17 protein-coding genes are annotated in these 25207 nt (G+C 68.5%); 8 read left to right on the forward strand and 9 right to left on the reverse strand.

The annotated features are described in order from the left end of the window. The first annotated feature begins 5 nt into the window (after nucleotides 1–5). The 6 genes from DB31_RS00325 (at nucleotide 6) to DB31_RS00350 (ending at nucleotide 8333) form a co-directional block, all read left to right on the forward strand. Nucleotides 6–785: an outer membrane lipoprotein-sorting protein gene (locus tag DB31_RS00325; protein ID WP_044181966.1), complete on the forward strand. Its 780-nt coding sequence runs from the start codon at nucleotides 6–8 to the stop codon at nucleotides 783–785. Next, on the forward strand, nucleotides 782–2353 hold the full coding sequence (locus tag DB31_RS00330; RefSeq protein ID WP_044180533.1) for a hypothetical protein: 1572 nt from the start codon (nucleotides 782–784) through the stop codon (nucleotides 2351–2353). The genes DB31_RS00325 and DB31_RS00330 overlap by 4 nt, the downstream gene beginning before the upstream one ends. 112 nt (nucleotides 2354–2465) lie before the next feature. Next, nucleotides 2466–3791, forward strand: coding sequence for a flavin monoamine oxidase family protein (locus DB31_RS00335; protein WP_044180535.1), 1326 nt, complete (start codon nucleotides 2466–2468; stop codon nucleotides 3789–3791). A gap of 128 nt (nucleotides 3792–3919) precedes the next feature. Further along, a complete protein-coding gene (locus tag DB31_RS00340; protein WP_157231690.1) occupies nucleotides 3920–4465 on the forward strand; it encodes a hypothetical protein in 546 nt (181 codons plus the stop codon). Between the two features lie 148 nt (nucleotides 4466–4613). Then, entirely contained in the window at nucleotides 4614–7403 is a 2790-nt protein-coding gene (locus DB31_RS00345; protein ID WP_044180540.1) for a hypothetical protein, read from the forward strand. Between the two features lie 90 nt (nucleotides 7404–7493). Beyond that, a complete protein-coding gene (locus DB31_RS00350; RefSeq protein WP_044180542.1) occupies nucleotides 7494–8333 on the forward strand; it encodes a hypothetical protein in 840 nt (279 codons plus the stop codon). Nucleotides 8334–8377: 44 nt separating this feature from the next. On the opposite strand, the gene DB31_RS00355 is transcribed toward DB31_RS00350, so the two are convergent. Continuing rightward, nucleotides 8378–9838 carry an LVIVD repeat-containing protein gene (locus DB31_RS00355; protein ID WP_052419596.1) on the reverse strand — a complete coding sequence of 487 codons (1461 nt, stop codon included), beginning with the start codon at nucleotides 9836–9838 and terminating at the stop codon, nucleotides 8378–8380. 186 nt (nucleotides 9839–10024) lie between these two features. On the opposite strand from DB31_RS00355, the gene DB31_RS00360 reads away from it, so the two are divergent. Continuing rightward, nucleotides 10025–13486, forward strand: a complete 3462-nt coding sequence (locus DB31_RS00360; RefSeq protein WP_205628441.1) for a M61 family metallopeptidase — start codon at nucleotides 10025–10027, stop codon at nucleotides 13484–13486. Nucleotides 13487–13528: 42 nt separating this feature from the next. Here the strand turns inward: DB31_RS00360 and DB31_RS00365 are convergent, their stop codons facing one another. Then, nucleotides 13529–14002 (reverse strand): DUF2892 domain-containing protein, encoded by a 474-nt coding sequence (locus DB31_RS00365; protein ID WP_052419598.1) that lies wholly within the window; start codon nucleotides 14000–14002, stop codon nucleotides 13529–13531. 338 nt (nucleotides 14003–14340) lie between these two features. Between DB31_RS00365 and DB31_RS00370 the strand changes: the two genes are divergently transcribed. After that, on the forward strand, nucleotides 14341–15102 hold the full coding sequence (locus tag DB31_RS00370; protein ID WP_044180546.1) for a hypothetical protein: 762 nt from the start codon (nucleotides 14341–14343) through the stop codon (nucleotides 15100–15102). A 30-nt stretch (nucleotides 15103–15132) separates the two neighbouring features. On the opposite strand, the gene DB31_RS00375 is transcribed toward DB31_RS00370, so the two are convergent. From DB31_RS00375 to DB31_RS44350, 7 genes are all read right to left on the reverse strand, one after another. Further along, the gene (locus DB31_RS00375) at nucleotides 15133–16539 is read right to left on the reverse strand and encodes an ELWxxDGT repeat protein (RefSeq protein WP_240486449.1); all 1407 of its coding nucleotides are present in this window, start codon (nucleotides 16537–16539) and stop codon (nucleotides 15133–15135) included. A 269-nt stretch (nucleotides 16540–16808) separates the two neighbouring features. After that, entirely contained in the window at nucleotides 16809–17318 is a 510-nt protein-coding gene (locus tag DB31_RS00380) for a methylated-DNA--[protein]-cysteine S-methyltransferase (protein WP_044180551.1), read from the reverse strand. A gap of 16 nt (nucleotides 17319–17334) precedes the next feature. Further along, the gene (locus DB31_RS00385; RefSeq protein WP_044180553.1) at nucleotides 17335–18819 is read right to left on the reverse strand and encodes a DNA-3-methyladenine glycosylase 2; all 1485 of its coding nucleotides are present in this window, start codon (nucleotides 18817–18819) and stop codon (nucleotides 17335–17337) included. Between the two features lie 72 nt (nucleotides 18820–18891). Continuing rightward, nucleotides 18892–20025: an aromatic ring-hydroxylating oxygenase subunit alpha gene (locus DB31_RS00390; protein WP_052419599.1), complete on the reverse strand. Its 1134-nt coding sequence runs from the start codon at nucleotides 20023–20025 to the stop codon at nucleotides 18892–18894. A gap of 42 nt (nucleotides 20026–20067) precedes the next feature. Further along, nucleotides 20068–20484 carry an MAPEG family protein gene (locus DB31_RS00395; protein ID WP_044180554.1) on the reverse strand — a complete coding sequence of 139 codons (417 nt, stop codon included), beginning with the start codon at nucleotides 20482–20484 and terminating at the stop codon, nucleotides 20068–20070. 84 nt (nucleotides 20485–20568) lie between these two features. Further along, nucleotides 20569–24189, reverse strand: coding sequence for a VIT domain-containing protein (locus tag DB31_RS51130; RefSeq protein WP_044180556.1), 3621 nt, complete (start codon nucleotides 24187–24189; stop codon nucleotides 20569–20571). Nucleotides 24190–24229: 40 nt separating this feature from the next. Next, the gene (locus tag DB31_RS44350; RefSeq protein WP_052419600.1) at nucleotides 24230–25174 is read right to left on the reverse strand and encodes a vWA domain-containing protein; all 945 of its coding nucleotides are present in this window, start codon (nucleotides 25172–25174) and stop codon (nucleotides 24230–24232) included. Nucleotides 25175–25207 lie beyond the last annotated feature (33 nt).

The following is a 25207-nucleotide window of genomic DNA, read 5'->3' on the forward strand; positions in this document are numbered from 1 at the left end:
TTGCCATGACGCCTCGAAACCTGCTGTCCGCCGCGCTCGCCGCGGTGCTGCTCGCGGCCCCTGCCGCCTTCGCGCTGGACGCGGCCGAGCTGAAGAAGACGCTGGAGGTCATCGACGACCGGCAGCGCAACAGCGGCGACTACAAGTCGCTGGTGTACCTGGAGCAGAAGGAGAAGGACAAAGCGGACACCGTGCGCGAGGCGCTCGTCTACCGGCGCGACGCGGACGACAAGCTGATGATCCTCTTCACCAAGCCCAAGGGCGAGGCCGGCAAGGGCTACCTGCGCCTGGACAAGAACCTGTGGATCTACGATCCCAACGTGGGCAAGTGGGAGCGCCGCACCGAGCGCGAGCGCATCGCCGGCACCGACAGCCGCCGCGCCGACTTCGACGAGTCCCGCCTCGCCGAGGAGTATGACGCGACGTACGAGGGCGAAGAGGCGCTGGGCAAGTTCCAGGTGCACAAGATGTCGCTCAAGGCCCGGCCCACCATCGACGTGGCCTACCCCGTCATCAAGCTGTGGGTGGACAAAGAGACCACCAACGTCCTGAAGCGCCAGGAGTTCGCCCTGTCCGGCCGGCTGATGCGCACGCTCTACTATCCGAAGTGGCAGAAGCTCTTCAGCGAGTCCAAGGGCGCCGACGTCTGGTACCCCCAGGAGATCCGCATCTACGACGAGGTGGAGAAGGCCAACTCCACCGTCATCCTCATCAAGAGCGTGGACCTGCGGTCGCTGGAGGCCAACATCTTCACCAAGGCGTGGCTCGAGAGTAAGAGCCGATGACCCCGCGCACGCTCACCACCGCCGCGGCGCTGGCCGCGGCTCTCTCGTGCCTGCCTGCCGCCGCCCAGTCGCGGCCGGATGAGGATGCGATGTTCGGCGGCTCCTCCGAGAGTGAGACTCCCGCAGGGGCTACGCCCACGGCACCGTCCTCGACGAACGCCAGCGCTCCGCCCGCCCAGCCTCCCGCCGTGGAGCAGTCCGGCCGCGAGGAGACCCGGGATGAGCAGGCGCTCAGCGGGACGTCCTCGCAGGAGGCGTTCGGCTCCGAGGAGCATGTGGATGACCCGCTGAAGATCGGCGGCCAGTTCTACCTGCGCGCCATCGCCCAGGGAAACCAGGGCGTGTCCTTCGGCAGCACTCCGTTCTCCGCTCCCACGCTGGTGGATGGCTACTTCGATGCCCGCCCCACGGACCGCCTGCGCGGCATGGTGGTGGGCCGGCTCAGCTTCGATCCGACCCAGGGCAGCCAGACCATCAGCTTCCTCGGCACCAATTCGAGCGATGGCAGCACCACCACTCCCGGCACCGTGCGGTCCAACCCGCGCGTCCTGCTGGATCAAGCGTGGCTGCGCTTCGACATCGATCACACGGTGTTCGTCACCGCAGGCAAGCAGCACGTGAAGTGGGGCACCTCGCGCTTCTGGAACCCCACGGACTTCCTGTCGCCCCAGCGCAGGGATCCGCTCGCCGTCTTCGATGCTCGCACCGGCGCCTCCATGCTGAAGCTCCACGTCCCCTGGGAGGCCAAGGGGTGGAACTTCTATGGCATCGCGATGCTGGACAATGCTGGGCCGGCCTTCACGCTCGGCCGCATCGGCGGCGCCGCTCGCGCCGAGGTCGTGCTGGGTGAGTCCGAGATCGGCGCCAGTGCCGTGCTCCAGCGCGGCCGCAAGCCCCGCTTCGGGCTCGATATCTCTTCGGCGCTCGGGCCGCTCGATGTGTACGCCGAGGCGGCACTGAAGAAGGGCTCGGACACCCCACTCTACCGGCTGCCCGCGGGCGTCTCGATCCAGCAGCTCATCGAGGAGGCCGAGGACCTGGAGATCCACGGCCCGCAGGACCTCGTTCAGCTTCAGAAGCTGTCCATCGAGAGCTACACCCCGGGCGGGCTCACCCCGCAGGTCTCCGGCGGCGCCAACTACACGTTCGCCTACAGCGAGAACGACAGCGCCACCGTGGGCGTCGAGTACTTCTACAACTCGACCGGCTACAGCACCGCCATCGCCTACCCGTACCTCATCGCGCAGGGGGTCTATCAGCCGTTCTACGTGGGCAAGCACTACGCCGGCCTTTACGGCGTGCTCACCGGACCGGGCTCCTGGGACAAGACGTCCTTCATCCTGTCCACCCTGGGCAACCTGTCGGACCGGTCCTTCACCACCCGGCTGGACGTGCTCCACCGCGTGCTCTCATACCTGAGCATCGAGGCGTACGCCGCCGCGAACTACGGCACCAAGGGCGGCGAGTTCCGCTTCGCCCTGGATGAGCCACCGTTCCAGGTCGATGGCAAGGCGTTCGTGCCTGCTCCCACGGTCCAGGCGGGCGTGGGCCTGCGCATCAACCTCTGACGTGCCCTCGGGGCCGCGCCCGTGTCTTCGAGCGCGGCCCCGAGTGTCGCTCGGGTGACGGCCCGGCGAGATGGGAGTGGCCTCCCAGGCTGCCTCCAGCGCAGGAAGAGGCATGAACCGCCCTTCCGATGTCATCGTTCTAGGCGCGGGCGCCGCAGGCCTCGGGGCCGCGGAGCGGCTCGTGCGCGCCGGACTGCGCGTCACGGTGCTCGAAGCACGCGACCGGGTGGGCGGCCGCGTCCACACGGTGCCGGATCCGTTCACTGGGACGCCGCTGGAGCTGGGCGCCGAGTTCGTCCACGGCACGCCCCCCACCCTGCTGAAGCTCGCCAAGCGAGAGAAGCTCACCGTCAAGGCCTGCAATGACCGGCACGTGCGGTCCTGGAAGGGTCGGCTCCTGGATGCGGATAAGGCCTTCAACTTCGTCGAGGCGCTGGCCTCAGCGAAGCCTCCAGATCGGCCCGTGGGCGAGTTGCTGCGAGAGAGGGCTCGAGCCGAGCAGTGGCCAGCTCTCAAGCTCGCGATCGCCCGTGGCTATATCGAGGGCTTCTATGCCGCGTCCGCGGACACGGCCAGCACGCTCGCCATCGCGAAGATGGAGCAGGCGGCGGAGGAGCTGGGGGGGATTACTCCGTCACGTGTCATGCAGGGATATGGCCAGGTGCTGCGTCCGCTTGCAGAACGACTCGAGCGGCGCCCTGGCACGCTCTTCCTCAACGCCGTGGCCGAGGAGATTCGCTGGTCGCGAGGCATGGTACGGGTAAGGGCCCGGACTCGCGAGGGAGCGCCTCTGGGCCTGTTCCAGGCTCCGCGCATCATCGTGACGCTGCCGGTGGGCGTGCTGCGCGTGCGTCCTCCCGAGCCCGGTGCCGTGCGCTTCATTCCGCGCCTCCCCGAGAAGGAGCGCGCGTGGACCCGCCTGGAGATGGGGCCCCTGGTGAAGGTGCTCCTGCGCTTCCGCTCGCCGTTCTGGAAGGACTCGAAGGACACGCGTCGCTTCGGCTTCTTCCATGCGCCGGAGTCCCCTTTCCCCACCTGGTGGACCTTGGAACCTCACCAGTCGCGGCACCTCGTCGGCTGGAGCGGGGGGCCTCCTGCCCTGAAACTCTCGGAGCTGCCAGAAGCGACCGCGCTCGAGCAGGCGCTGGACACCCTCTCCCGCATCTTCCGTCTGCGGCTGCCGGTGCTCCGGACGGAGTTGGAGACCTGGCGCGTCGTGAACTGGCAGCACGAGCCCTTCACCCGTGGCGGCTACTGCGTCATCCCCGTTGGAGCCGTCGAGGATCTGCAGAAACTGGCCGAGCCCGTGGCGGACACCCTCTTCTTCGCCGGTGAGGCCACGAATACCGAGGGCGAAGAGGGCACTGTGCATGGCGCGCTGGAGACGGGGCTTCGCGCTGCCCGAGAAGTCCTCCGCGCGAACCGCCGCACAGTGTGAAGCGCGTGGCACACCCCGAGGGCACTTCCCTGCACGTGTGCACGGGGGCCACGAGCGCGCGAGCAGAGGCACGACGCCTGCACCATCAGGTCTACCCCTGGGAGCCCCCACCCACCCTGGAACCTCACATGCTCCGCACTTCTTGCGCCCCCCTCTCCGCGCTGATTCTGGTGCTGCTGTCCGCCCCCGCTGCCCAGGCCAGTGACTTCGGCCCCCAGGCCGGTGCCACCTATGTCAACCCTGGCCTTCTGCTGAGCGGCTCGTACCGGCACTCGGGCAAGGGCGCCTTCGGACTCGGCGCCGAGCTCAGCCTCCACCACTTCACCAACAACGACTTCGGCGGATTCGGAGTCTTCGCCCAGTGGCAGGCCATGAACTTCCAGTACGACCGCTTCTGCGGCGGCCTGCAGGCGACCGATACCCTCGAGACGTTTCCCATCGGCATGGAGCTCGGCGTGGCATACGAGACCGAGGGCGGTGGCGAGGCCGCGACCACCAGCCTTCACTTCGCTCCGTTCGCCTCCGTGGGCGCCGCCACCGCCACCCTGCGCTTCGGCATCCCCATCGCGGGCGGCACCGAGGAGCTGCCCCGGCATGGCTTCGACGTGGGACTCACCCTCGCCATCAAGATTCCCCTACGGCTCGATGGCCCCAGCCCCTTCTCTGGCAGGTAGGCCCATTTCCCACTCGCGGCGCAGGCGCTCTGACGCACTGACCCACCCACCTTTCAAGATATGAGAAAAAAATAGGGGGTATGGAAACGGCCTGGGGAAATCCCCGATAACCGGAGAGCCCCCCACTCTCCTCTGGGAGTCCCCCCGCATGGCCACGGACGTAAGCACCTCAGGCAACTCGAACGCCGCCGCCGAAGCCGCTGCACGCCGTGCAGCAGAAGCCGCGGAGGCCGCACGACGTGCCGCCATCGAGGCCGCCCAACGCGCCGAGCAGGCCCGTCAGCAGGCAGAGCAGGCCGCCAAGGCCCAGGAGCAGGCCGCCAAGGCCGCCGAGGGCGCCGCCAAGGACGTGGGGCAGGCCCGCAAGGATCTGGTGCACGGCCAGCAGCAGTTGGAGAACGCGCCTCCGGCTCAGCGCGAGGCCGCCAAGAAGAACGTGGAGAAGCTCAGGGGCGAGGTCGACTCCACCCGCGAGAAACTGAAGACGGCCAACCGCAGCCTGCTCGACGCTGACACCAAGCTCCAGAAGGCCCAGGAGAACGTCGCCCGCGAATCCAAGAACGCCGAAGAGGCGATGCTCAAGGCCAACGGCGCGGCGAAGAAGGACACCCTCAATTACGCGGTCAACGCGCTCAACCCCTTCAAGTCCGCCGATCCCTTCAGCAAGGAGCAGCTCGCCAAGGCTGGCCCCTCGGCCACGGAGATCAAGGATGCCTTCGACGGCGCCAATGGGGCCGAGCGCGACACGCTCTCCAAGAAGCTGGGCGTCGAGGCCTCGAATGATCCGAAGGAGATCCAGGCCAACCTGGATGCCAACCGCGACTTCGCGCAGCTGAAGCAGGATCCGGCCAAGGCCAAGACGCTCGAGCAGCTGAACATCCGCGACGGCAAGGATCTGCGCGGCTTTGGCAAGAAGCTGGCCGGGCAGGCCGCGGGCACCGCCCAGGGCAAGGACGCGCTGAACCTGAAGGGCGTACAGGACAAGGAGGCCCTGGCGTCCATCGTGCAGACGTCGGCCAACACGCTCGAGGGCACGGCGAAGGACACGCTCAAGAACGAGCTGTTCGCCCAGCAGGTGGCCAGCGGCCAGGATCCGCAGAAGGCCGCGAACCTCAAGGGCACGGACCTCGCCGTCGCCGCGCACAACAACGAGCTGAAGGACGTCGTCAACAAGCCCGTCAAGGACTGGACCGAGGCGGACGCGAACCAGTACACGAAGGCGCTCGCCGATCAGGTGGAGAAGTACAAGAACGATCCCGAGGCCGTCGAGTCGCTGATGACGATGTCGGGCGAGCAGCTCCACCGCAGCGCCCAGCTCGTGGGCCAGGGCACCGAGCACAAGGGCAGCAAGGAGGAGATGGCCGGGCTGACGGCGAACCTCAGCCGCATCGGCAACGCCGCTCCCCCGCGCGCCGCCGCGCAGCTGGCCATGGGCATCGCCAACGAGATCCCCGAGGACAGCGAGCAGAACTACGTCGATGACGGGTTCAGCAAGTTCGTCGACGAGGGGGGCTCCTCACAGTTCCGCGACACCATCGCCGCCGCGCTCAAGCAGGGCGGCAAGGAGGACGCCGCCGAGGAGCTCATCGAGAAGGGCGGCGGCAGCGGCCTGGATGACCTCGCTGGCAACGTCTGGGACGGCATCAAGGACGCGGGCGAGTTCCTCGCCGACAAGGCGGGAGACGCCGCCAAGGGCGCCTACAACTTCGTCTCGGATCAGGTCGTCGGCAAGCTGGGCGACTCCATCCGCAACGCGGCCGCCAACGCGCTCAACATCGACGACCAGATCCACAAGCTGAAATCCCCGGGCGACAGCTTCACGGTGAAGGCGGGCGTCGAGGGCACCCTCTTCGGCGCGGATCTGGGCGCCGGCGTGGAGATGAAGGTCTCCAAGACGGACACGGGCTACTCCATGGAGCTGCAGGGCAACGGCACCGCCGGCGTGGCCTCCAAGCTCAAGCTGCCGGGGCTGACGGACGCGGAGCTGTCGGCCACAGGCACGGCCTCGGCCACCGTGAAGTTCGAGTTCAAGAACGCCCAGGAGGTGGAGAAGGCCTCTGAGACCGTCGCGGGCGTGGCCATTGGCGCGGCCGCCACCGCCGGACCGCTGGCCCCCGTGGGCGCGGCGATGCTGGCCTCCGCGGGCAACGAGCTGGGCTTCATCGGCGACCACTACAAGTCCACCACCCTGAAGCTCGAGGGCAAGGGCGAGATCTCCGGCGAGGCTGGGGGCTCCCTGGGCCTGCCCGGCGCGAAGCTGGCGGGCTCGGTGTCCAACGCGACGGCCATCGAGATCCCCAAGTCGGGCCCGCCGAACCTCATCCTCACCCAGAAGGTGGGCGTGGAGGGCAAGCTGGACGTGGCCGACGGCGTGGGCCTGCCCAGCGGCGGCACGCTCAGCCCGGGCAAGCTCGACGGCAAGGCAGAGATCTCCATGGAGACCAAGGTCCCGATCGATCTCAGCCCCAGCAAGCTCATCTCCGATCCGGTGGGCGCGCTGAAGCAGGCGGGCAAGACGGCCGTGGACAAGTCCACCACCAAGCTGTCCGCCAACGTGGAGCTCGCCGCGGGCGCCGAGATCGAGGGCGGCCCAGTGAAGCTCAACGGCCGCCAGGGCCTCCAGGTCCAGCTGTCCGCCGAGGCCAAGACCAAGGACATCGCCGGCTCGCTGGGCAAGGCCATCACCGGCGACCTCGGCGGGGCGCTGCGCACGCTGGATCAGGGCACGAAGGTGAGCGCCAAAGTGAGCGCCTACACCGATGACAAGGTCGGCTTCGAGGAGGAGGGCGTGAGCGTCGGCGTTGCCTCCATCGACGTGACCGCCGAGGCCAAGACGCGCAGCTCCGAGGTCCTCACGGACTTCAAGGGCACGCCGTCGGAGTTGCTCAGCCGGTTCGGCAGCGTGGTGAACGGCGTGGGCTTCACCCAAACGGCCTGAGCCTCCGCACTGCCAGGGAGCATGGGTGCGGGCGCTCGGCCGCCCGCCGTCCCCGTGTCACAGCGTCAGGACGTGAACAGCTTCTGACCGATGACTCCCTGGCTCGCACTCTCTCTTGGCCTGTGGCTCGGGCAGACGCCCGAGATCACTCCTTCCCTGCCCCCTGATGCCGATACCCAGGATCCCGCGGCCCTCGAGTTCCGGGACGCCTGGGAGCGGGCGCTCCAGAACGCGGACGCCACCGCCGAAGGACAGGACTTCACGGACGGCGTCGTCCAGATGCCCGTCTTTGAAGTCGGAGGCTCCAACCCGGACTACCAGTCCGTTCCGGTGACAGGCGGCACGGCTTCGCAGCCCACGGCGGACACGGCGGCCACAGGCACCGGTGGTGCGGGCACTGCGGGGACTACAGACGAGGCCCAAGCCCAGGGCACAGCCGCAGCCTCTGGCACGGGAACCACCACTGGCGCCACTGGCAACCTGCAGCAACAGGTGAACGCCCTGCGCAGTGAGGTTCAGACGCTTCAGGCCCAGCTCGCCACTCAGCAGCAGCAGGATGCCGCCATGCGGGAGCGCGCCAACACGCTGGAGCAGGATCGCCAGATGCGGCTGGACGAGATCGATCGTGCCCGTCAGTGGCTGATCGCGGCTGACCAGGCGCTCGTGGCGGGCGAGCTGGACATCGGAGACACGCTCCAGGAGGCGGACGCGGCGCTGGAGCAGGTGGCCCAGAGCGCCACGGATGCAGGGAGCGGACAGACCGTGGTCCTCGTCGAGGGCGCGCGGACCGACATTGCCCAGGCGCTCTCCTCCACGGGGAACCGGGACACGTACAAGGCCCGGTGGGATCTGTTCTTCGCCTACGAGCGCCTCCGCGAGGCCCGCCGACAGAACCTCGACGAGGCCAGCGCCACCACCGTCACCCGGTGAAGGACGGCGCCGTCTTCACCGGGGAGCCTCAGGAAGGCTCGGGGTTACTCTTTGAGGATGACCAGGCCTCGGGACGTCTCGGCCGCGTAGATGTAACCGTCCCCAGTGACCGCCACATCACTGAGTCCCTCGAAGAAGGACACCCCGCGAGCCTTGTCCGTCTCGCGCCACGTGTTGAAGTAGCCCACCACGCGCGGCTCGTTGGGGTTGGAGACATCCAGCACGCGCAGGCCGTCCTGGTAGTGCGCCACGTAGAGCTTCGTGCCCACCAGCGACACCGAGCGAATGGACACCTCCGGCCGGAGCGAGAACTCCGCCGCCTGGGTGACGATGACGTCCGGCGCGCTGACATCCAGCACCCGCAGGTGCGCGCCCCAGGCCTCCCCAGCCTCGAACGCAACGGTGCGGTTGTTGATGACGCCCACCGCCGCCGTGCGGGTGGTCGCTTCCGGGTACGAGTACTTGCCCAGCAGCTTGGGCTGGCGCGGGTTGGTCACGTCCGACACCGCCAGTCCGTACGTCCAGTGGCTCACGTACAACCGGCCGCCGCTGGCCACGACGTCATAGGGCCGGTCCCCCACCGTCGGGTTCGTGTTCTCTACGTAGTACCGCTTGGCCAACGCCAGTTCCCGCGGGTTGGTGGCGTCGAAGATGAGAACCTCGGCGTTCGGGGAGGGCGAGGCTGCATAGAGCCAGTTCCCGTCCATCGTCACCGCGCGCACGTCCACGGCCTTGTCCGTGGGGAACGCCTTGACCGGCAACGGGGACCTCGGGTTCGACACGTCGTAGACCAGAACACCGCGCTTGGTGCTGGCGATGTACATCGTCTGATCCTTCACCCAGACCTTGTGAAACGCATCCGCATCGGTCGCCGAGAGCACCAGCTTCCCCGCCAGGCTCGGCGCCGCGGGGTTCGTCACGTCGAAGATGTAGAGGCCCTTCTCGCTCGCGGCGATGTACGCGAAGCCCCCTGCCACGAAGATGTCCTGGGCCTTGGCGTCATCCGGCAGCGCCAGCTCCGAGACGAACTCAATGTTGGAGCCCTCGGTCTCGCCTTCGCGGCGCACGACGCGCTTGGCCTGGAAGGTGCCCGCCAGATCCTGCGTGCCGTTGAAGCAGCGCCGGAACACGCCCTCCACCTGCGTGGGAGACGTCGAGCGGCACCCGGCGAAGCGAAACTCGAAGTTGCCGGTGCCATCGGTGGCAGCCACGTCACTGGACACGAGGAACAGCTCCGGCTCGATGCGCGTGCTGGAGATGGGCAGCCCGGAGATCGCGGGCTCGCCAACATACCGGAGGACCCCGGCCGACTTCTCCCCGTCGTCGAAGGTCAGGTCCATGTTCCAGATGCCCTCGGCCTTGATGGCTCCGAGGCCCGACTTGTCGCACGAGGACAGGTCCAGCTTCTCGTAGGCACAGTCATTCCGGGCAACTGGCGCGTTGGCTTTCCCACACCCCGCCGCGAGCAGCAGGGCACCCAGGGACACTGAAAAGAGGCGGATCATAGCCCCCTGCATACCGGGAGGCACGACGGGACGAAAGGGCTACCCGTTTGGAGACACCACGGAACAAGGAAGTACAGAGCTGAGCAAAAGCTCACGTTAGACTTGTGCCTTGCACTCCCCAGAGGGAGCTTCCATCCCTACGTACGCTCTGTCGCTCGACCCCCAACAGGCCCTGAGGTCGTACCTGTGAACCGACGCTCCACTGCTGCCGCCCTGCTGCTGACGCTGTTGCCCGGCATGGCGCTCGCCCAGGTCTTCGTCTATCCCCGCCGCGCTGACCGGAGCCAGGTCACCACCTTCGACTTCGAGTGGCGGCACGTCGATATCCTCGTGGGTCCCGCCGCCAAGGGCGAGGCCGCACCGCCCGAGAAGGCCGACCCGCTGCCCCCGGGCGTTCCCGGAGGCGCGATCCCAGCGGCGCCCACGATGCCACCGGAGGTCAGCTCTTCCTCCCGCCCGATCGCCGAGCCGCCCCAGGAGACGGAGCAAGTCACCACCACTCCGCCCACGAGCAACGAGCCACTGGCCCTGGCGGGAGGCCTGGACGGTGGTGTCCCGATGGATGGCGGCGTGGCGTCGGTCGAGCCGACCCAGCCCGCGAACGCGGCGATGTGGGCCGGCGGCGGCGCGGACGGCGGCACCCCGGCGGACGGCGGCGTGAAGTACGCCAAGTCGCTGGGAGAGAGCACGGGCGGCGTGCGCTTCTACTTCTACGAGCGCGAGCGCCAGGTGGCCGAGCGCGCCGCGCCGCTCATCGAGGACTCGTACCGGTACCTGGTGGAGCAGTTCAAGTACGTGCCCACCGAGACGTTCCCCTACATCCTCTACAACAGCTACCAGGAGTTCCTGCAGACCAACGTCTTCGCCGTGTCGGAGGGCACGCTCGGCGTCACCAGCACCGAGGACCTGAAGCTCTCGCTGCCGTACCTGGGAGACCACCGGCTCTTCCACGAGATCAGCACCCACGAGCTGGCGCACCAGTTCACCATCCAGAAGGTGCGCACCATCGCCAACACGAAGAAGACCTTTGGCGATCCGCTCCAGAACATCCCGCTGTGGTTCATCGAAGGCCTGGCCGAGTTCTACGCGAAGAACGGCCTGGATCCCGAGGCGGAGATGCTGGTGCGGGACTTGATGGCGAACCCGGACGTGATGAAGGGCTATGCCTTCCTCGACTTCTTCTCGCCTGGGCCGTACGGGTACCTGTGGATCTACAAGGCGGGCCAGGCGCGCGTGACGTTCCTGGAGGAGGAGTACGGCAAGGGCTTCATCCAGCGGGTGCTGGACGAGTCACCCAAGCTCATCTCCGGCGGGAAGGACTCGGGCTCGGTGAAGTTCGAGGAGCTGCTGCAGCGGCTCACGGGCGACGAGCCCAAGAAGATCTCCGCCCGCTTCGAGAACTGGATGAAGCGGCGCGCCTTCAAGGGCTACCTCAGCTCCGAGCAGGCGGCGCCCGCGTTCGAGGAGATGGAGGATCGCTCCGGCATCACCACCGCGATGAACAGCTCGCCGGACGGCAAGGTGATCCTGTACCGGACCATCATCCCGGACACGGGCGAGAGCCGGCTGTACCTGGTAGACCCGAAGGCGCCCTCCAGCGCCATCAAGGTGGCCAATGACGGAGTGCCGGGCGCCGAGTCCCTCCATCCCATCTTCGGGCGCAACTTCGCGCTGACGAAGGACAAGTTCGTCTTCACCGCGGAGTCCAACGGGCGCGACGTCATCTACGTGCAGAACTACTCGTACACCTCCGAGCAGAAGACGAACGACGAGCTGGTGCGCCGCGGCGCCATGCGCACGGGATTCCAGCGACAGACGAGCGTCTCAGTGGATCTGGATGCGGGCAACCGCGTGGCGTACCGCGTGGGCCAGCACGGGCTGCTCGGAATTCCCGCCGTGGCCTTCTCGCCGGACGGACAGTGGCTGGCGTTCATCGGCATCAACGACGCGGGCATCCGGGACGTGTACGTGCTCGCGCTGAAGGATGGTGAGGACGCCAAGCCCCGGAAGCTCACGGATGACCTGTACGCCGAGCGGCAGATCACCTGGGGCCCGAGCGGCATCATCTACACCTCGGACGCGACGTCGCACCGCTTCTACAACCTGTTCCGCATCAAGCCGGACGCGCCGGGACAGCCCGAGCGCCTCACCAGCCAGGCACAGGATCAGGCGGATCCGGTGGCCCTGGATGACGGCCGCATCTTCTTCGTGGAGTGGCACCACAGCAGCTCGGATCTGCACGAGCTGAAGACGGACGGCTCCATCGTGCGGCGCACGGATGTCACCACCGGCGTCTTCGAGCCGGGCCCAGGTCCCGAGGGTGGCCTGTGGATGCTGTTCCACCAGTCCGGTGAGCGTCGGCCGTCGCTGCTGCGCGCGTCGAAGATGCTGAGCCTGGCCACGGAGGCGGCACCTCCGGCCGAGCCGCCCACGCCGCTGGCCTTCATGCCGCTGACGGGGGCCGAGAACTACCGGCCCTTCGCCCGGCAGAACATCGAGGTGGGGCCCATCTTCGGCTTCGCTGGCGCAGGCAGTGGAGGCTTCTACGGCCAGGTGTTTGCCATGGCGAGCGACCGGATGAAGAACCACGCCATGCTGCTCAACATGGCCATCTACGGCTCGTTCAAGCTGACCGATGGCGTGCTGCTCTATGTGAACCAGGAGAAGCGCACGGTGTGGGGCGTGGGCCTCTTCCAGTCGCTGCGTTTCCGGTTGGATGAGAGCTTTGGATCGCTGGGCACCACGTTCTTCTCGGGCGAGCGGTACTACGGCGCCATCGGCAGCGTGCGCTACCCACTCAGCACCTTCCTCTACTTGCAAGGCGAGCTGACCGCGGGCGGCACCTCGTACTTCATCGACTCGTATACGGCCTTCCGCCTGGAGAACCCGACGTTCAATAACTCGGGCCAGAACCTGTACCGGCCCTGGCTGGATGCCAACGACAAGTCGCGCTTCCAGACGGAGCTGACGGGACAGATTGGCTACAACACCATCCGCTACCACTATGCGACGGGACCGCTGTCCGGGAGCTCGGCGCTGTTGGAGGCGGCCGTGGGCGCACAGCCGTTCAACAGCGAGGCCTACAGCAACATCCGGTTGGATCTGGAGCGCTATTTCCCCATCTACGGGCGTAGCAACATCTTCATCCGCGCCGCGGGCGGAAGCACGTTCGGTGGCAAGTATGCGCGCTCGTACTTCCTGTCGAGCTTCGACACGCTGCGCGGCGTGAACTTCGGAGACGAGGAGTGGCTGCTGGGCCGCAACTTCGCCTACTCCACGCTGGAATTGCAGGTGCCGCTCAACGACATCATCCGGGTCGCCTTCTTGAGCGACTTGGAGGCCATCGCTGGCGTGGACGTCGGCGGCGTGGGCAACACGACACGGCGGCTGTGGGATCGGCGCACGCTGGACTTCGCGGTGGGCTTCAACCTCTCACTCGGGCCTCTGCTGATGCGCCTGCACTTCGCGCGGCCGGTGGACATCGGCGCGCCGGTTGGCAAGCCGGATGACGGATGGGTGACGAACTTCTCGATCGGCATCGCTGGCCTCAACGGCTTCTTCGATCGGAAGGGAGAAGGCGACGTCCGGCCTTCACCCGGCCTCCCACCCGGAGCGGGCATCGGCCGCATCGGCATGCCTATGCAGTAGCGGCGCGTGCGCTCCGTGGCGGTGGCGTCCTGAGCCCACCGCTCAGGACTGCGCGGCCACGAGCGCCGCGTTGGCCCGAGCCAGGGGCCCCCCATCGTTCCGGGGGATCCGCTCGAAGTCGCCGCGCAGTGCCTTGAGCGCGAACTTCTCCAAGTCGATCTCCCGGCGCGTGCGCACGCCACCCACGGCGCGCACCAACTCGGCCAGGGGCCCGAAGCCCACAAGCCCATGCTGGAGCATCAGCCCTGCGGCGATGCCTCCCAGGATGCGCCAGTGGCCGCCGTCCCGCCGGGCCAGCCACAGTCCCAGCACCGCGACCGCCGAGCCCGCCACCATCACCGCCCGGTGGATGTCCCACTCCCGCTCGAGCTTCTGGAGGTAGCGGGAGATCTCCGCCCGATCCTGCTGGGCCATGTGGCGTACGCAGCGCTCCACCCGCTCGTCGATGCGCTGGTTGACATCCTTGGGCGCGTGCGAGCGCACCGCGTCGGCCGCTGTCTGGTTCCAGGACTCCATGGAGTGCTCCCTCGCTGTCGCAGTCAGACCCTGCTTCCAAAGGTAGGGGTGGGATCGGGCCGCTGCCGCTGCCGCTCCCCCTCGGGTTCTGACGTCCTCTCCGCCGAGGAGCGGCCGAGCGAGCCTCCGAACACTCCGTGCCAGGCGCTCAGGAATGGCTGTCGCAGATAACTCTCTCAGCTTGAGACTTGAGAATGTCTGAGACACTTCATCCGAGCCCAGGCCATGTGCCTTCTGGCTTCTACCGTCTGACAGATTAGACATGGATGGCCTGTTATTTCCGAGTTCGCACCTCATCTTGATTTTCGGCCCCCGCTGAAAACCCCAAGGAGGATGCCATGCGGAAACTCCCCCTCGTCGCAGTGCTGCCGCTCACCCTGTCCCTCGAGGCCTGCGGCCCCGAAGCGCTAGAGGAGGAGCCGGTGGAAGAGTTCGGAGCGCTCCAGAGCGCCAAGCAGGAGTTGACCTTCGCGGCTCGGGGATCCTGGGTGGCCCCCAACCCCGCCACGCCTCTGGCCTCCACGTCCGACCGGGCCTGCTTCTTCACGCGCCTGGGCGGGGCCTTCGATACGGGCGGAGACTCGCTCCGCATCGCCGCACTGTGGGAGCGGTGGCATGTCGACGGAACGGGCTCGACGCGGGCCGCCGCCGCATGCGCCGGGATGCGCGACACCCATGAATACACCACAGGCTACGATTGGGCCGCGGGCCAGCAGCCGACGAACCTGGGCCCGGTGAATGGCCGGGTGTGCTTCCTGACGCGTGTGGGCGGGAGCTTCAACCACCCGACGGACTGGATCGGCGTGTACCAGAGTGGAGGCTCGTGGTTCCTGTCAGGAGCCTCGCAAGCTCGGAATGGCTCCGCGCGTGCGCGGTGCCTCACGGTGGACTCCTACAGCGGCGAGTACTCGTGGAGCCAGGAGGCTCGCAACTCCACGTACATGGGGCTCGCGGGGAACAAGGTCTGCGCCCTCACATCCATGGCGGGACAGTTCGACAGCGACAACGAGTTCGTCGAGATCAGCAAGGCCGTGGGCAACTGGTACCTCAGCGGAGGCTCCTCGCGCTCGGGAGTCTCCGCCAAGGCCCGGTGCTTCTGAGGCGCCGTCCTCACGCCCCTCTCCTGCAGCCTAGGGGAGCCTCTCGGACTGCGAGTGGCGAGACGACTCATCGCATTCATCCTCAGGCCGGAAGGGCAAGGCCCACAGCTCCCGGCCAGCGCTGTCTTCCGCGGTGAAGAAGACATCCCAGCCCGAGCGCACGAAGCCGCTCGGCGAGGACGAGGCAGGCCCCGGGTTCAACTCCTTCAGTCGCTCGGTGCCTGACGTCGTGCCATCGCTCACCCACAGTTCGCGGCCTCGCCCCCCTGTCTCCGCGCTGAAGAAGAGCGTGCCTTGAATGGCAGTGAGTCCCTCGGGTGAAGACGAGCCCGGCCCACGCTCCAGGTCCTTGAAGAGGCGCGTTCCCCCGGCAGTGCCGTCCGTCACCCACAGCTCGCGACCCTTGCCTCCGCCATTGTCCGCAGCGAAGAAGACGCGCCCGTTCAGCACCGCGAGCGCTTCGGGCGCGGAGCTCTCCGGGCCAGGACGGATGTCCTTGATCAGCCGCGTCCCCTTCACGGTGCCGTCGCTCGTCCACAGCTCCTCTCCCTCGGGCTCTCCACCGAAGTCCGTGCCGTTGAAGTTCCCGCCCGCGCTGAACACGAGCCGGTTTCCAAGCGCCACGAAGTCATGCGGGTACTCGCCATGGAAGAAGCGCAGCTCGCGCGTGCTGGCCGGCGTGCCGTCCGTCTTCCACAGGCTGGCCTCGCCCTCGTCGTTGTCCACGAGGAAGAAGATGCGCGACTTCACCGGCGTGAGATTGAAAATGAAGTTGTCCTCGAAGCGCTCTAGCACGGAGACAGCACCCGGCTTGCCCATGCTGCGGAACACGTGGACGCTCCTGGGCTGGCTGCCCACGAAGTAGAAGGCTTGCTGCGTCCGCGCGAAGCGGCGAGGGAAGGTGCTCTCGGGTCCCGGGTTGAGCTCCTCCACCATGCGCGTGCCGCCCGCCGTGCCATCACTGCGCCACAGCTCTCCTCCATGCACACCGTCGTTCGCGCCGAAGTAGAGCACCCCATCGAACTCTTGGAAGCGGCGCTCGTCCCGGAAAGGAGAGGGGTCGATGGCGCTGTCTCCCCCGGGGAGGATGTCCTTCACGAGATGGGTGCCCGCGGCGGTCCCGTCGCTCACCCACAGCTCTTGCCCATTCACGCCGTTATCGGCCGAGAAGAAGACCTGGTCCCCCACCTGCGTGAGATCCTGCAGGTTCGAGCCCTCCGCTCCGGGACGGATATCCTTCACCAGGAAGGTGCCCGTGCCGCCCGTGCCGCTGCTGGCCCACAGCTCGCGTCCGTGAATGCCGTCATCCGCGGTGAAGAAGAGGAGGCGGTTACTGTTGACCAGTTCTTGCGGATCAGAGCCGTCGGGGCCGGGACGGATATCCGCCAGCCGCTTGGCGGTGTCGCCACAGGGCTCCGAAGAGCTGGCGAGTGCCACAGCCTCGGTATCCGCGGACGGGCCAGGATCCTCGAGGGGCTCCTGCGCAGAGGATACACAAGCCAAGAGCAGCGGAAGCAAGTGCCAGGGTTTCACGGACGTCTCCTTTGCGAGCCTGCCGGCCAAGCCGCGCCGAGCGCGCAGTCTGGTGCATGCCCACCTGGCGCATGAATGGCGCACCAGTGCGAGGGCACAGCCTCCGAGACGACAGCATGTCCCTGCCAGCACGGGAGTGAACCTGGCCCTTGGCCTCGAGGACACCCAGCACCTCACCCTCCAGCGGTGAGGGCTCCTTCGAACTCCAGCAGCCACTTTTTCGTGGGCAGCCCTCCGCCGAAGCCGGTGAGCGCTCCGTTGGAGCCGATCACCCGATGGCATGGCACGATGATCGGCAGAGGGTTCTGGCCATTGGCGAGGCCCACCGCGCGCACAGCCGTCGGCCGGCCGATGCGGCTCGCGATGTGGGCATAGGTGACGGTCTGGCCGAAGGGGATGCGGCTCAGGGCCTGCCACACCTGCTGCTGGAACTCCGTGCCGCTCGGGGCGAGCTTCACGCCCTCGAAGGCCATCCGTTTCCCGGCGAAGTACTCCTGGAGCGCTGTGCTCGCGTCCGCGAGGTGAGCGCGGGCGAGCGCCGTTCCCTGTGCCACCGGCAGATCCTGCTCGTCAATGGGGAACAGCACGGCGACGAGGCCCTCCTCGTTCGCGGCGAGCCTCAGCTCTCCGATGGGTGTCTTCAGGCGCTTCGTGGCCATCGCGTCGGTCATGCGGATCTTCATGGTGGGTCCTCCCAAATCAGGCTGCGGAGCTCGAGGTCCGCTCGAGCATCGGCTCCGTCCACAGCAACAGCGCCGCGTAGCCGCGCCAGGGCCGCCACGCCTCCGCCATCCGTTCGAGCGCCCGAGGTGCAATGGGCACTCCACCGCCCGCCACCTTGCGCAGGCCGAGGTCCGCCGAGGGAAAGGCATCCGGTTCGCCCAGGGCGCGCAGGGCCACGTAGTGAGCCGTCCACTCGCCAATTCCTGGCAGTGTCACGAGCCTCGCGACGCTCTCTTCCAGGCTTACGCTTGGCTTCAGCTCGCAGGCTCCCGAAGCACATGCCGCAGCCAGCCCCTTCAAGGCCTGCTCTCGCCCCGTCGTGAGCCCAAGCCCTGACAGGTCCGCGCGGGCCAGTTCCTCGGGAGATGGGAAGAGATGGGTGAGGCCGTTCCTCGGCGAGGGGAGCGGCGTGCCGCTGCGCTGGACCACGCGCCCCGCCAACGTCGTGGCCCCCTTCACGGAGACCTGCTGGCCCAGCACGGCCCGGATCGCCAGCTCGAAGGGCTCGAATGCTCCTGGGACGCGCAGCCCTCGCGCCTGCGCAAGCCGAGGCCCGACGATCGGATCGTCTCCGAGCGCCGCTGTGATTGCCGCCGGATCCGCGTCCAGGTCGAACAGCCGGCGCACACGCGCCACGATCTGCCGCACGGGCAGCGCGCCGGCCCCGTCGATCCGGACTGACAGCGCGTGCCGATCCGGCTGATGGGTGACCTCGATCGTGCCGGTGCTGCCACCGAGCCGGTAGGTCCGGCGGTACGTCTCCGCGTCCACCTGCTCAACGCCCGGAATCGCCCGCCCTGCTAGGTAGGCAAGGACTCGGGCCCAGTCGAAGGGCGGACGGTAGCCGAGCCTCAAAGAGATGGCCGCAGCCGCTGGGGTACCGCTGGCCTTGGAAGCCCGGCGGAGCTCGCTGGGGTTGCGGCGGTAGACGGTCCGCACGGCGTCATTGAAGCGGCGGAGGCTCTGGAAACCCGCAGCCGCCGCAATCTCGCTGAAGGGTAGCTCTGTCTCGGTAATGAGCTGCTTGGCCAGTAACAGGCGCCGGTTGCCCGCCACCGCCTGGGGGCTCGCACCCAGGTGCTTCACAAACAGCCGGTGGAGCTGCCGGGCGCCGATGCCCACCCGTGCGGCGAGCTGCTCGACCGAGCCCTCGTCGAGCGCTCCCTCTTCGATCATCCTCAGGGCCCGCGCCACGCTGGCCTCGGTTCCCGCCCAGGCGGGGGTGCCAGGGGCCGTCTCCGGGCGGCAGCGCAGGCAAGAGCGGTAGCCGAGGGCCTCAGCTGCAGCGGCGCTTGGGACGAAGAAGCAGTTCTCCCGCTTTGGCGTCCGGGCCGGGCACACCGGGCGGCAGTAGATCCGCGTGGTCTTGACGCAGACAAAGAAGCGCCCGTCGAACCGAGCGTCACGCCCACAGAGCGCGCGGTAACAGAGGTCCTGGTCAAGGAGGTCGTCAGCGGCCATGGGGTGCAGATATCGCGTCCCTGCCCCGGGCGCTCGCCAGAATCGGACGTGACGGTATGGGTAGGATTCGGACTACTGGGCGAGGTATGCGTCCAGCTCATCCCGGAAATAGCGCAGCCCCTGCTCGAAGCGCGCAAGCCGCATGAACTCGTTCGCCCCCGAGCTCAGCCCGGCCTGGATGGACTCGCCCATCGTCATGTCCTCCATCACCGCGCCCACCAGGATGTCCATGTTCTTCTGCCAGTAGCGCGCCGCCTTCTCCGTCTCCGGCCGCTGCGGCAGCAGCCAGAACGTCCGGTACTCCGTCCGGTCTGGCCCCAGCGGATGCACCGTGCTGATCGACACGTGATCCGGCTGGATCAGCAGCAGCACGTTCGGGAAGAGCTGGAACAGCACGTTGGCGTGCTTGCGCAGCTCCCACCCCTGCTCCGGCGCCCCCGCCAGCTCCTGGATGGTCCGCTTGGGGAAGATGCAGCGGATGTGCGGCGGCAGCCGATCCACCAGCCCCACGTTGTTGAAGAAGATCGGGTAGATGGACTCCCGATGCGCGTACTTGAGGTGGTACGCCTCCAGGAAGATCTCGATCGCGATCTTCCAGTTGAGCCGCTTCTCGAAGCGATGGATCTGGTGCGCCACGTGCCGCTCCAGCCCGAAGCCCGCCAGTTCGCCCAGCACCGGGCCGAGGAAGGAGTCCACGTCTGGCCCGCCGGGCTCCAGCGTTACCCACAGCAAGCCCAGCCGCTCCACCATCGGCACCCGGACCAGGCCCACCGTCTCCGAAGGCCGGCTCGGGAACCCCACTTCGTCCGGAACTCCGCGCAGCCGCCCGGAGGAGTCATAAGTCCAGCCATGGTACGGGCACACGAAGGCCTGCTTGTGCCGCCCCTGCTCCTCCCGCACCAGCCGCGTGCCCCGGTGGCGACAGACATTCAGGAAGCACGTCAGCTCGCCCGAGGCCGTCCGGCACAACAGCAGCGGCGTCCCCGTCGCGTCATGCGTCAGGTAGTCGCCGGGCTCGGCCAGCTGGGACGCGTGGCCCACGAGCAGCGGCAGCTTGCGAAACAGCCGCCGCTCCGCCTCGTAGCGCTCCGGCTGGAGGTACGGCGCAACGGGCAGCCGCGACTCCTCCTCCACCATGTGCGTGGTGCCCGTGCGCAAGTGCTCCAGCACCCGGTGGATCAGCTCAACCTGCTTCGCGTGCTCCACGGCGATCCTCCGGGCCAGGCCTGGCGGCGTGCGGCCGGAAGCTTACCCCCAGGGCCGCAGGATCAGCAGGTAGATCGGGAGCGCGGCCTCGAGGGCGTAGGTCGACAGCGCGCCCGGAATCTGGATGGCGGATGAGCCCTTGATCAGCCCCACCGCGTGAAGGATGCGCGACACGACCAGCGCGCCCCCAAAGATGTGGAGCAGTGTCGAGGAGCCGCCACACAGCTCGGCCGCCAGCAGCAGGATGAGGAGCAGCGGCACGTGCTCCACGCTGTTGCCATGCGCACGGATCGCGCCGATCAGCTCGGCATGTCCCCCATCGCCTCGGAACGTGTTGTACTTGCCGCGCAGCCGGCTCACGTTGAGCCCCAGCCCCAAGAGCAGCAGAGAGCTCAGGGCTCCGTAGAGCGCTGTCACCGGGACCGCCACCAGCGCCGTCCCCAAAAGCGGATTGGCCATTGTCTTCACCTCTTCCATCGAGTCCGGGCCGCACCATAAACGCATCCCGGACTCCTGGCAGGTTTTGACGCGGGCCCAGCCTCCTCACCACGGCAGGGAGAAGAAGCTCACCTCCTTCACGGGCTCCGTCGCCACGGGCCCGGGAAGCAGCATCGCGCCGTCCGTTGTCAGCAGCAGTGTGCCGCCCGGCACCGCCATCGCGTCGTTCACGTCCCGCGTGGGCAGGAGCACCGCCCGCTTGCCGCCGTCCGCGCTCACCCGAACCGAGGGCATGCCCAGGCCGCCCACCCACACCGTGTCACCCACCGCCTTCAGCGCGCGCAGTGGCACCCACTGGCCCTCCAAGCCCTGCACCTTCGACGCCCGGCCCTCCTTCACCGCGTACACCCCGCTGGCGTACGTGCCGACCCACACCGAGTCCCCGCGCGTCAGCAGCGCCGTCACCCAACCGCCCCGGTAGCCCTCCGCCGCGCCGAGCCGCTCACCCCGCCCGCCCTCGAAGCGGTACAGCCCATCCATGCCACCGGCCCACAGCGTCCCCTCCTGCCACGCCACCGCGAAGAACTTGCCCGCATCCACCCCGGACTGCAGGTCCACCCGCCGCACCTGCGCTCCCGCAGACACCACCAGCAGCCCGCGGCTCGTCGCCACCGCCAGGCCCTCCGGTCCCACCGCGAGATCGTGCGCGCTCGCCTCGTGGATGCGCTCCACGCGCAGCCCCTTGCCCGAGCGGCTCAGCCGCAGCAGCCCGGCCTCCGTCCCCGCCCACAGTGCCCCATCGAACGAGGCCAGCGCGTTCACCTGCGCCTCACGCACATCGAGCTCCAGCGACACCGGCTCGGCCTGGTTCCCCGCCCACCGCCACAGCCCCGAGTCGAACCCGCCCAGGTACACCTCGCCCTCGAAGCGCGCCGCCGCCATCATCGCCGCCGAGCCCGCAGGCAGGGACAGCTGCGACAGCGCCACGTAGCGATCGCGCCCCTTCTGCAGGAAGCGTCCGCTCCCGCTCGCCACCTCCACACCTCCCGCCGCCATCGAGAGCGAGAGCACGTGCGGGTGTGCGAACTTCGTGCGCAGCGCCCGCCCGCCCGTCACCCGCCACAGCCCGTTGTAGGCCGTGCCCACCAGCACGTCGCGCCCATCGGACACCACCCCCGTCACGTACACGCTGCCCACGTCCAGCTTGCTCCGCTCCAGCTTCTCTCCTCGCAGCTCCTTCAGGCCCTCGCCCAGCACGCCCACCAGCACCGTGCCCTCCGGCAGCGTCACCAGCCCTGTCACCGGGTGGCTCGGGAACGTGCCCACCGCGTGCGCCGTGCAGCGCTCCATTTCCTTTGCACAGGACAGGGAGACCAGCTCGCCGCTCTGCGTGCCGAAGAGCGCCGCACCGCCCTCCAGCGGCAGCACCGCCGTCAGCGCCAGCGAGGTGAGCGGCGCCTCGGCGTGCGCGTAGCGAAGCTCCTTCCCGGCCACCGTGAGCCGCACCTCTTCGCCCACCAGCCGCAGGCCCTGGCCCTCCACCGACAGCGCCGGCACCTCGCGCTGGAGCGAAGTGCGAGAGGCCACCGCCACCGCCTCGTCCTCCACCATCGCGCTCAGCGTGTGGTTCTCCCACGTGAAGGCCAGGTGCACCGTGTTGCCCGCCCGGTCCCGCGCCACCACCGTGAAGGCCGAAGGCAGCTCCGTGAGCGGCACCAGCCACTCGCCCGAGAGCGCGCTCAGCGTCCGCGTCCACGTGTTGGCGCCCTCCAACCGCACGCCGCCCAGCTCCTGCCCCGCCTCCGCCGAGGTGATGCGCAGCACTCCCCGCTCCGTGTCCGCCTCCACCGCCACCGCCGGGCCCGCGTCATCCAACCGGTACCACGCGCGCTCCTGCCTCACCCGGCCGTCCGTGTAGCGCTTGAACACCTCCACCGCGTACAGCCGATCCGTCCACCCCCGCGGCACCAGGAAGCGATCCACGAACACGCCCTCCTTCGCGTCGTACACCAGCCGCCGGGCCTCGCCGAACGGGTACCACGCCGTCACCTCCTCCAGCCCCGGCTCCACCCGCGCCGTGAGCAGCGGATCGCCCGGCTTGATCGAATCCAGGCTTAGCTCGGGCGAGGACACCTGCAGCGCCGTGAACGCCGTGGGGATCTTCTCCTTCAGGCTCGTCTCGATGATGCGCTGCTTCAGCTCCGGATCCGGCGAGCGCTTGTACGCCGCCATCCACGTCGCCAGCTGGCGCTCGAAGTAGCCGCGCCGCACCGCACGGCCCTCGGGAGACTCGGGGCTGCGCACCGTCACCGGCACCTGCCGCCCCACCTGCCGCCCCTCGATGTGCGCCGCCACCTCCAGCGGAGCCTCCGAGGTGCTGAGGAAGAACAGGCGCAGCAGGCCGCCCTCGGCCACGCGCCGGCTCGAGCTGCCCATGGGCTCCACGCCGTGCCCGTCCTGCGTCAGCGCCGTCACCTCCAGCACCGGCAGCACCAGCTCGTCCGCCTGGGCGCGCAGCTTCGCCATCGCCTCCACCTCGGGATCGAACACCCGGGCGGACAGGGGCACCTGCCCCTCCATGAACGCGCGCTCGTGCGCATCCGCCAGGAAGACGAACGAGGGCAACAGCGGGAGGATCTGCTCGAAGCCCGCGAGCTGCAGGTCCGTCACGCCCACGCAGCGCACCTCCGGCGTGCGGCAGCGCGCGTCATCCATGGCCCGCGCAAACGAGGCCCCATGCGTGGTGTGCCCCGCCGTGCCGTCCAGCAGCGCCTTCACCACCGCCGCCGCGTCCCCGCTCGCCCGCTGCTCGCGGACCGTGTCTCCCACCGCGAACACCCGCACCGGCGCCGCCGACTGGTCCTGCAGGCGATCCACCAGCGCCTCGAGCGCCGCCCGGCGACGCCGCATGGAGAACGAGGCGTCCACATACAGGCGCAACTCCTTATAAGGAGCGCGCCACTCCCCGGCGTTGTTCAGCGCCACCCTCAGCCCCACCGCGGAGCTGCCGTCCTCCAGCTTCACCGCGTCCGCGCCGTAGGACAGCGGCGCGCCCTTCTCGCTCCACCACACCTCCACCGGCTTGTCCGTGGAGAACACCAGCCGCGTGCCGCGCTCGGAGCGGCCGAGCTGCGCGAACCGCGCCCCTTCCACGCCCACGTCCGCCAGCGGCTCCTCCGTCTGGACGTCCACCACCACGGACGAGGCCGCCCGCCCCTGTCCCAGGAAGCGATCCACCGCCAGCGCCACCTGGCTGCGCCCCATCTCCCGCGCCACTGGCACCCGCAGCGTCACCTCCACCCGCTGCAGGGCGCCCTCCCTCACCGGGTACACGGAGAAGCGCTGCACGCCCGCGTCCGTCTTCAGCAGCGCCGTGGCCCGCCCCTCCCCCGCGGCCTTCTCGTGCGCGGCCTCCGCCTCGCCCTTCTCCTTCAGCTCGGCGGCCAAGAAGCGCTCGCCCTGCCAGAAGCCGAAGGACACCACCGTGGCGCCCTCGGGCAGGTGGAGCTGGTAGTCCGCCTGGCCCAGCTCCGGCCCCGCGTTGTGGAACACCTGGACGAGGCGCACCTCCGCGTCCTCCCCACGTGCGTCCACGTACAGGGACTGGCTCACCAGCGGGAGCTGGCGTGCCTCCGTGAAGAGGCCCGCCTTCTGGTTGTCCTGTGCACGGGCGGGCAGCGAGAGAAGCAGCAGGGAGACGAGGAAGCAGCAGCGAGCGGTGGTCATGGCAGTGGCTCGGTCAGGCAGGAGAGAAAGGGAGCGGACTTCAGAAGGTGGCGCGCAGGGGCAGCGAGGCCAACGAGCACTCGGGGAGCGCGTAGCGCTGTGTGCCCCCCGTTCCCTGGCTCAGCGAGAGCTGGAGGTGGAGCGCGTCCTCTCCCCGGCGCACCACCGGCTCCCGCGAGAGCGTGAGCCCGGGAGGCAACTCCACATCGAGGCCACAGCGCTCGGAGGCGCCACGCCCCTCGCGGAAGGGCACCACCTGGAGGCCGCCCTGGGTGACTCGCTCGACAGCGCCCAGCGGCGTCACGGTCAGCAGCGGGAGGCGCGAAGGGTCCTCGCTCTGGGAGGGCGCCAGGGCCGCCAACATCGCTCGCGCCAGCCCTTCCTCACCCGAGCGGACGCGGCCAATGTGCTGGTAGCTGCCCTCGGTGGCGTAGGCGAGCTTCCGGAAGATCTCCACACCGTCCGCGCCCAGCGAGCGGCAGCCAATCGCGTTGATGACGATGCGCTTGCCCACCGCCTCCTCGATAAGCGCCTCAGGCTTGGGCCGATCCGGATAGTCCAGATGAGGCGGCGCGTCCGCGATGATGAACACCTGGCGTTCAGTGTCCGGGCCCAGGTCCCACTTCAACTCGCGCAGCGCCGCCGTGAGGCCCGCGAGCACATCCTCGGGCGTATCTCCGCCCCCGTCCGCCGAGAGCGTGGCGAGGAACTGGTAGCTCACGTCTACGTCCTCGCTCAGCGGGGACACCCGCGTCAGGTAGGCATCGCCCTTGTCCTTGTAGGCCACCACGCCCACGCGGACGCGCTCGTTCGGACGCGCCGTGCGCAGCGCCTCCGTCAGCTCGCGGACACGCTCCTTGGCTTCGCGGATCTCCCCGGACATGGAGCCCGTGGTGTCCAGCAGGAAGACGAGTTCGAGGTGCGCCCGGGCTGAAACCGGCCAGAGCGAGAGGAGGAGCAGGAAAAGAAGGATTTGAGGGCGCATGGACACAGGGGGCAGGTGTCCATCGGCTAGAGC

The organism is Hyalangium minutum, from assembly GCF_000737315.1.
GTDB lineage: Bacteria > Myxococcota > Myxococcia > Myxococcales > Myxococcaceae > Hyalangium > Hyalangium minutum.

Coding starts and splice junctions, on each gene's coding strand:
- DB31_RS00325 (WP_044181966.1), top strand. CDS start 6: ATGACGCCTCGAAACCTGCTGTCCGCCGCGCTCGCCGCGGTGCTGCTC.
- DB31_RS00330 (WP_044180533.1), top strand. CDS start 782: ATGACCCCGCGCACGCTCACCACCGCCGCGGCGCTGGCCGCGGCTCTC.
- DB31_RS00335 (WP_044180535.1), top strand. CDS start 2,466: ATGAACCGCCCTTCCGATGTCATCGTTCTAGGCGCGGGCGCCGCAGGC.
- DB31_RS00340 (WP_157231690.1), top strand. CDS start 3,920: ATGCTCCGCACTTCTTGCGCCCCCCTCTCCGCGCTGATTCTGGTGCTG.
- DB31_RS00345 (WP_044180540.1), top strand. CDS start 4,614: ATGGCCACGGACGTAAGCACCTCAGGCAACTCGAACGCCGCCGCCGAA.
- DB31_RS00350 (WP_044180542.1), top strand. CDS start 7,494: ATGACTCCCTGGCTCGCACTCTCTCTTGGCCTGTGGCTCGGGCAGACG.
- DB31_RS00355 (WP_052419596.1), bottom strand. CDS start 9,838: ATGATCCGCCTCTTTTCAGTGTCCCTGGGTGCCCTGCTGCTCGCGGCG.
- DB31_RS00365 (WP_052419598.1), bottom strand. CDS start 14,002: ATGGAGTCCTGGAACCAGACAGCGGCCGACGCGGTGCGCTCGCACGCG.
- DB31_RS00370 (WP_044180546.1), top strand. CDS start 14,341: ATGCGGAAACTCCCCCTCGTCGCAGTGCTGCCGCTCACCCTGTCCCTC.
- DB31_RS00380 (WP_044180551.1), bottom strand. CDS start 17,318: ATGAAGATCCGCATGACCGACGCGATGGCCACGAAGCGCCTGAAGACA.
- DB31_RS00385 (WP_044180553.1), bottom strand. CDS start 18,819: ATGGCCGCTGACGACCTCCTTGACCAGGACCTCTGTTACCGCGCGCTC.
- DB31_RS00395 (WP_044180554.1), bottom strand. CDS start 20,484: ATGGCCAATCCGCTTTTGGGGACGGCGCTGGTGGCGGTCCCGGTGACA.
- DB31_RS51130 (WP_044180556.1), bottom strand. CDS start 24,189: ATGACCACCGCTCGCTGCTGCTTCCTCGTCTCCCTGCTGCTTCTCTCG.
- DB31_RS44350 (WP_052419600.1), bottom strand. CDS start 25,174: ATGCGCCCTCAAATCCTTCTTTTCCTGCTCCTCCTCTCGCTCTGGCCG.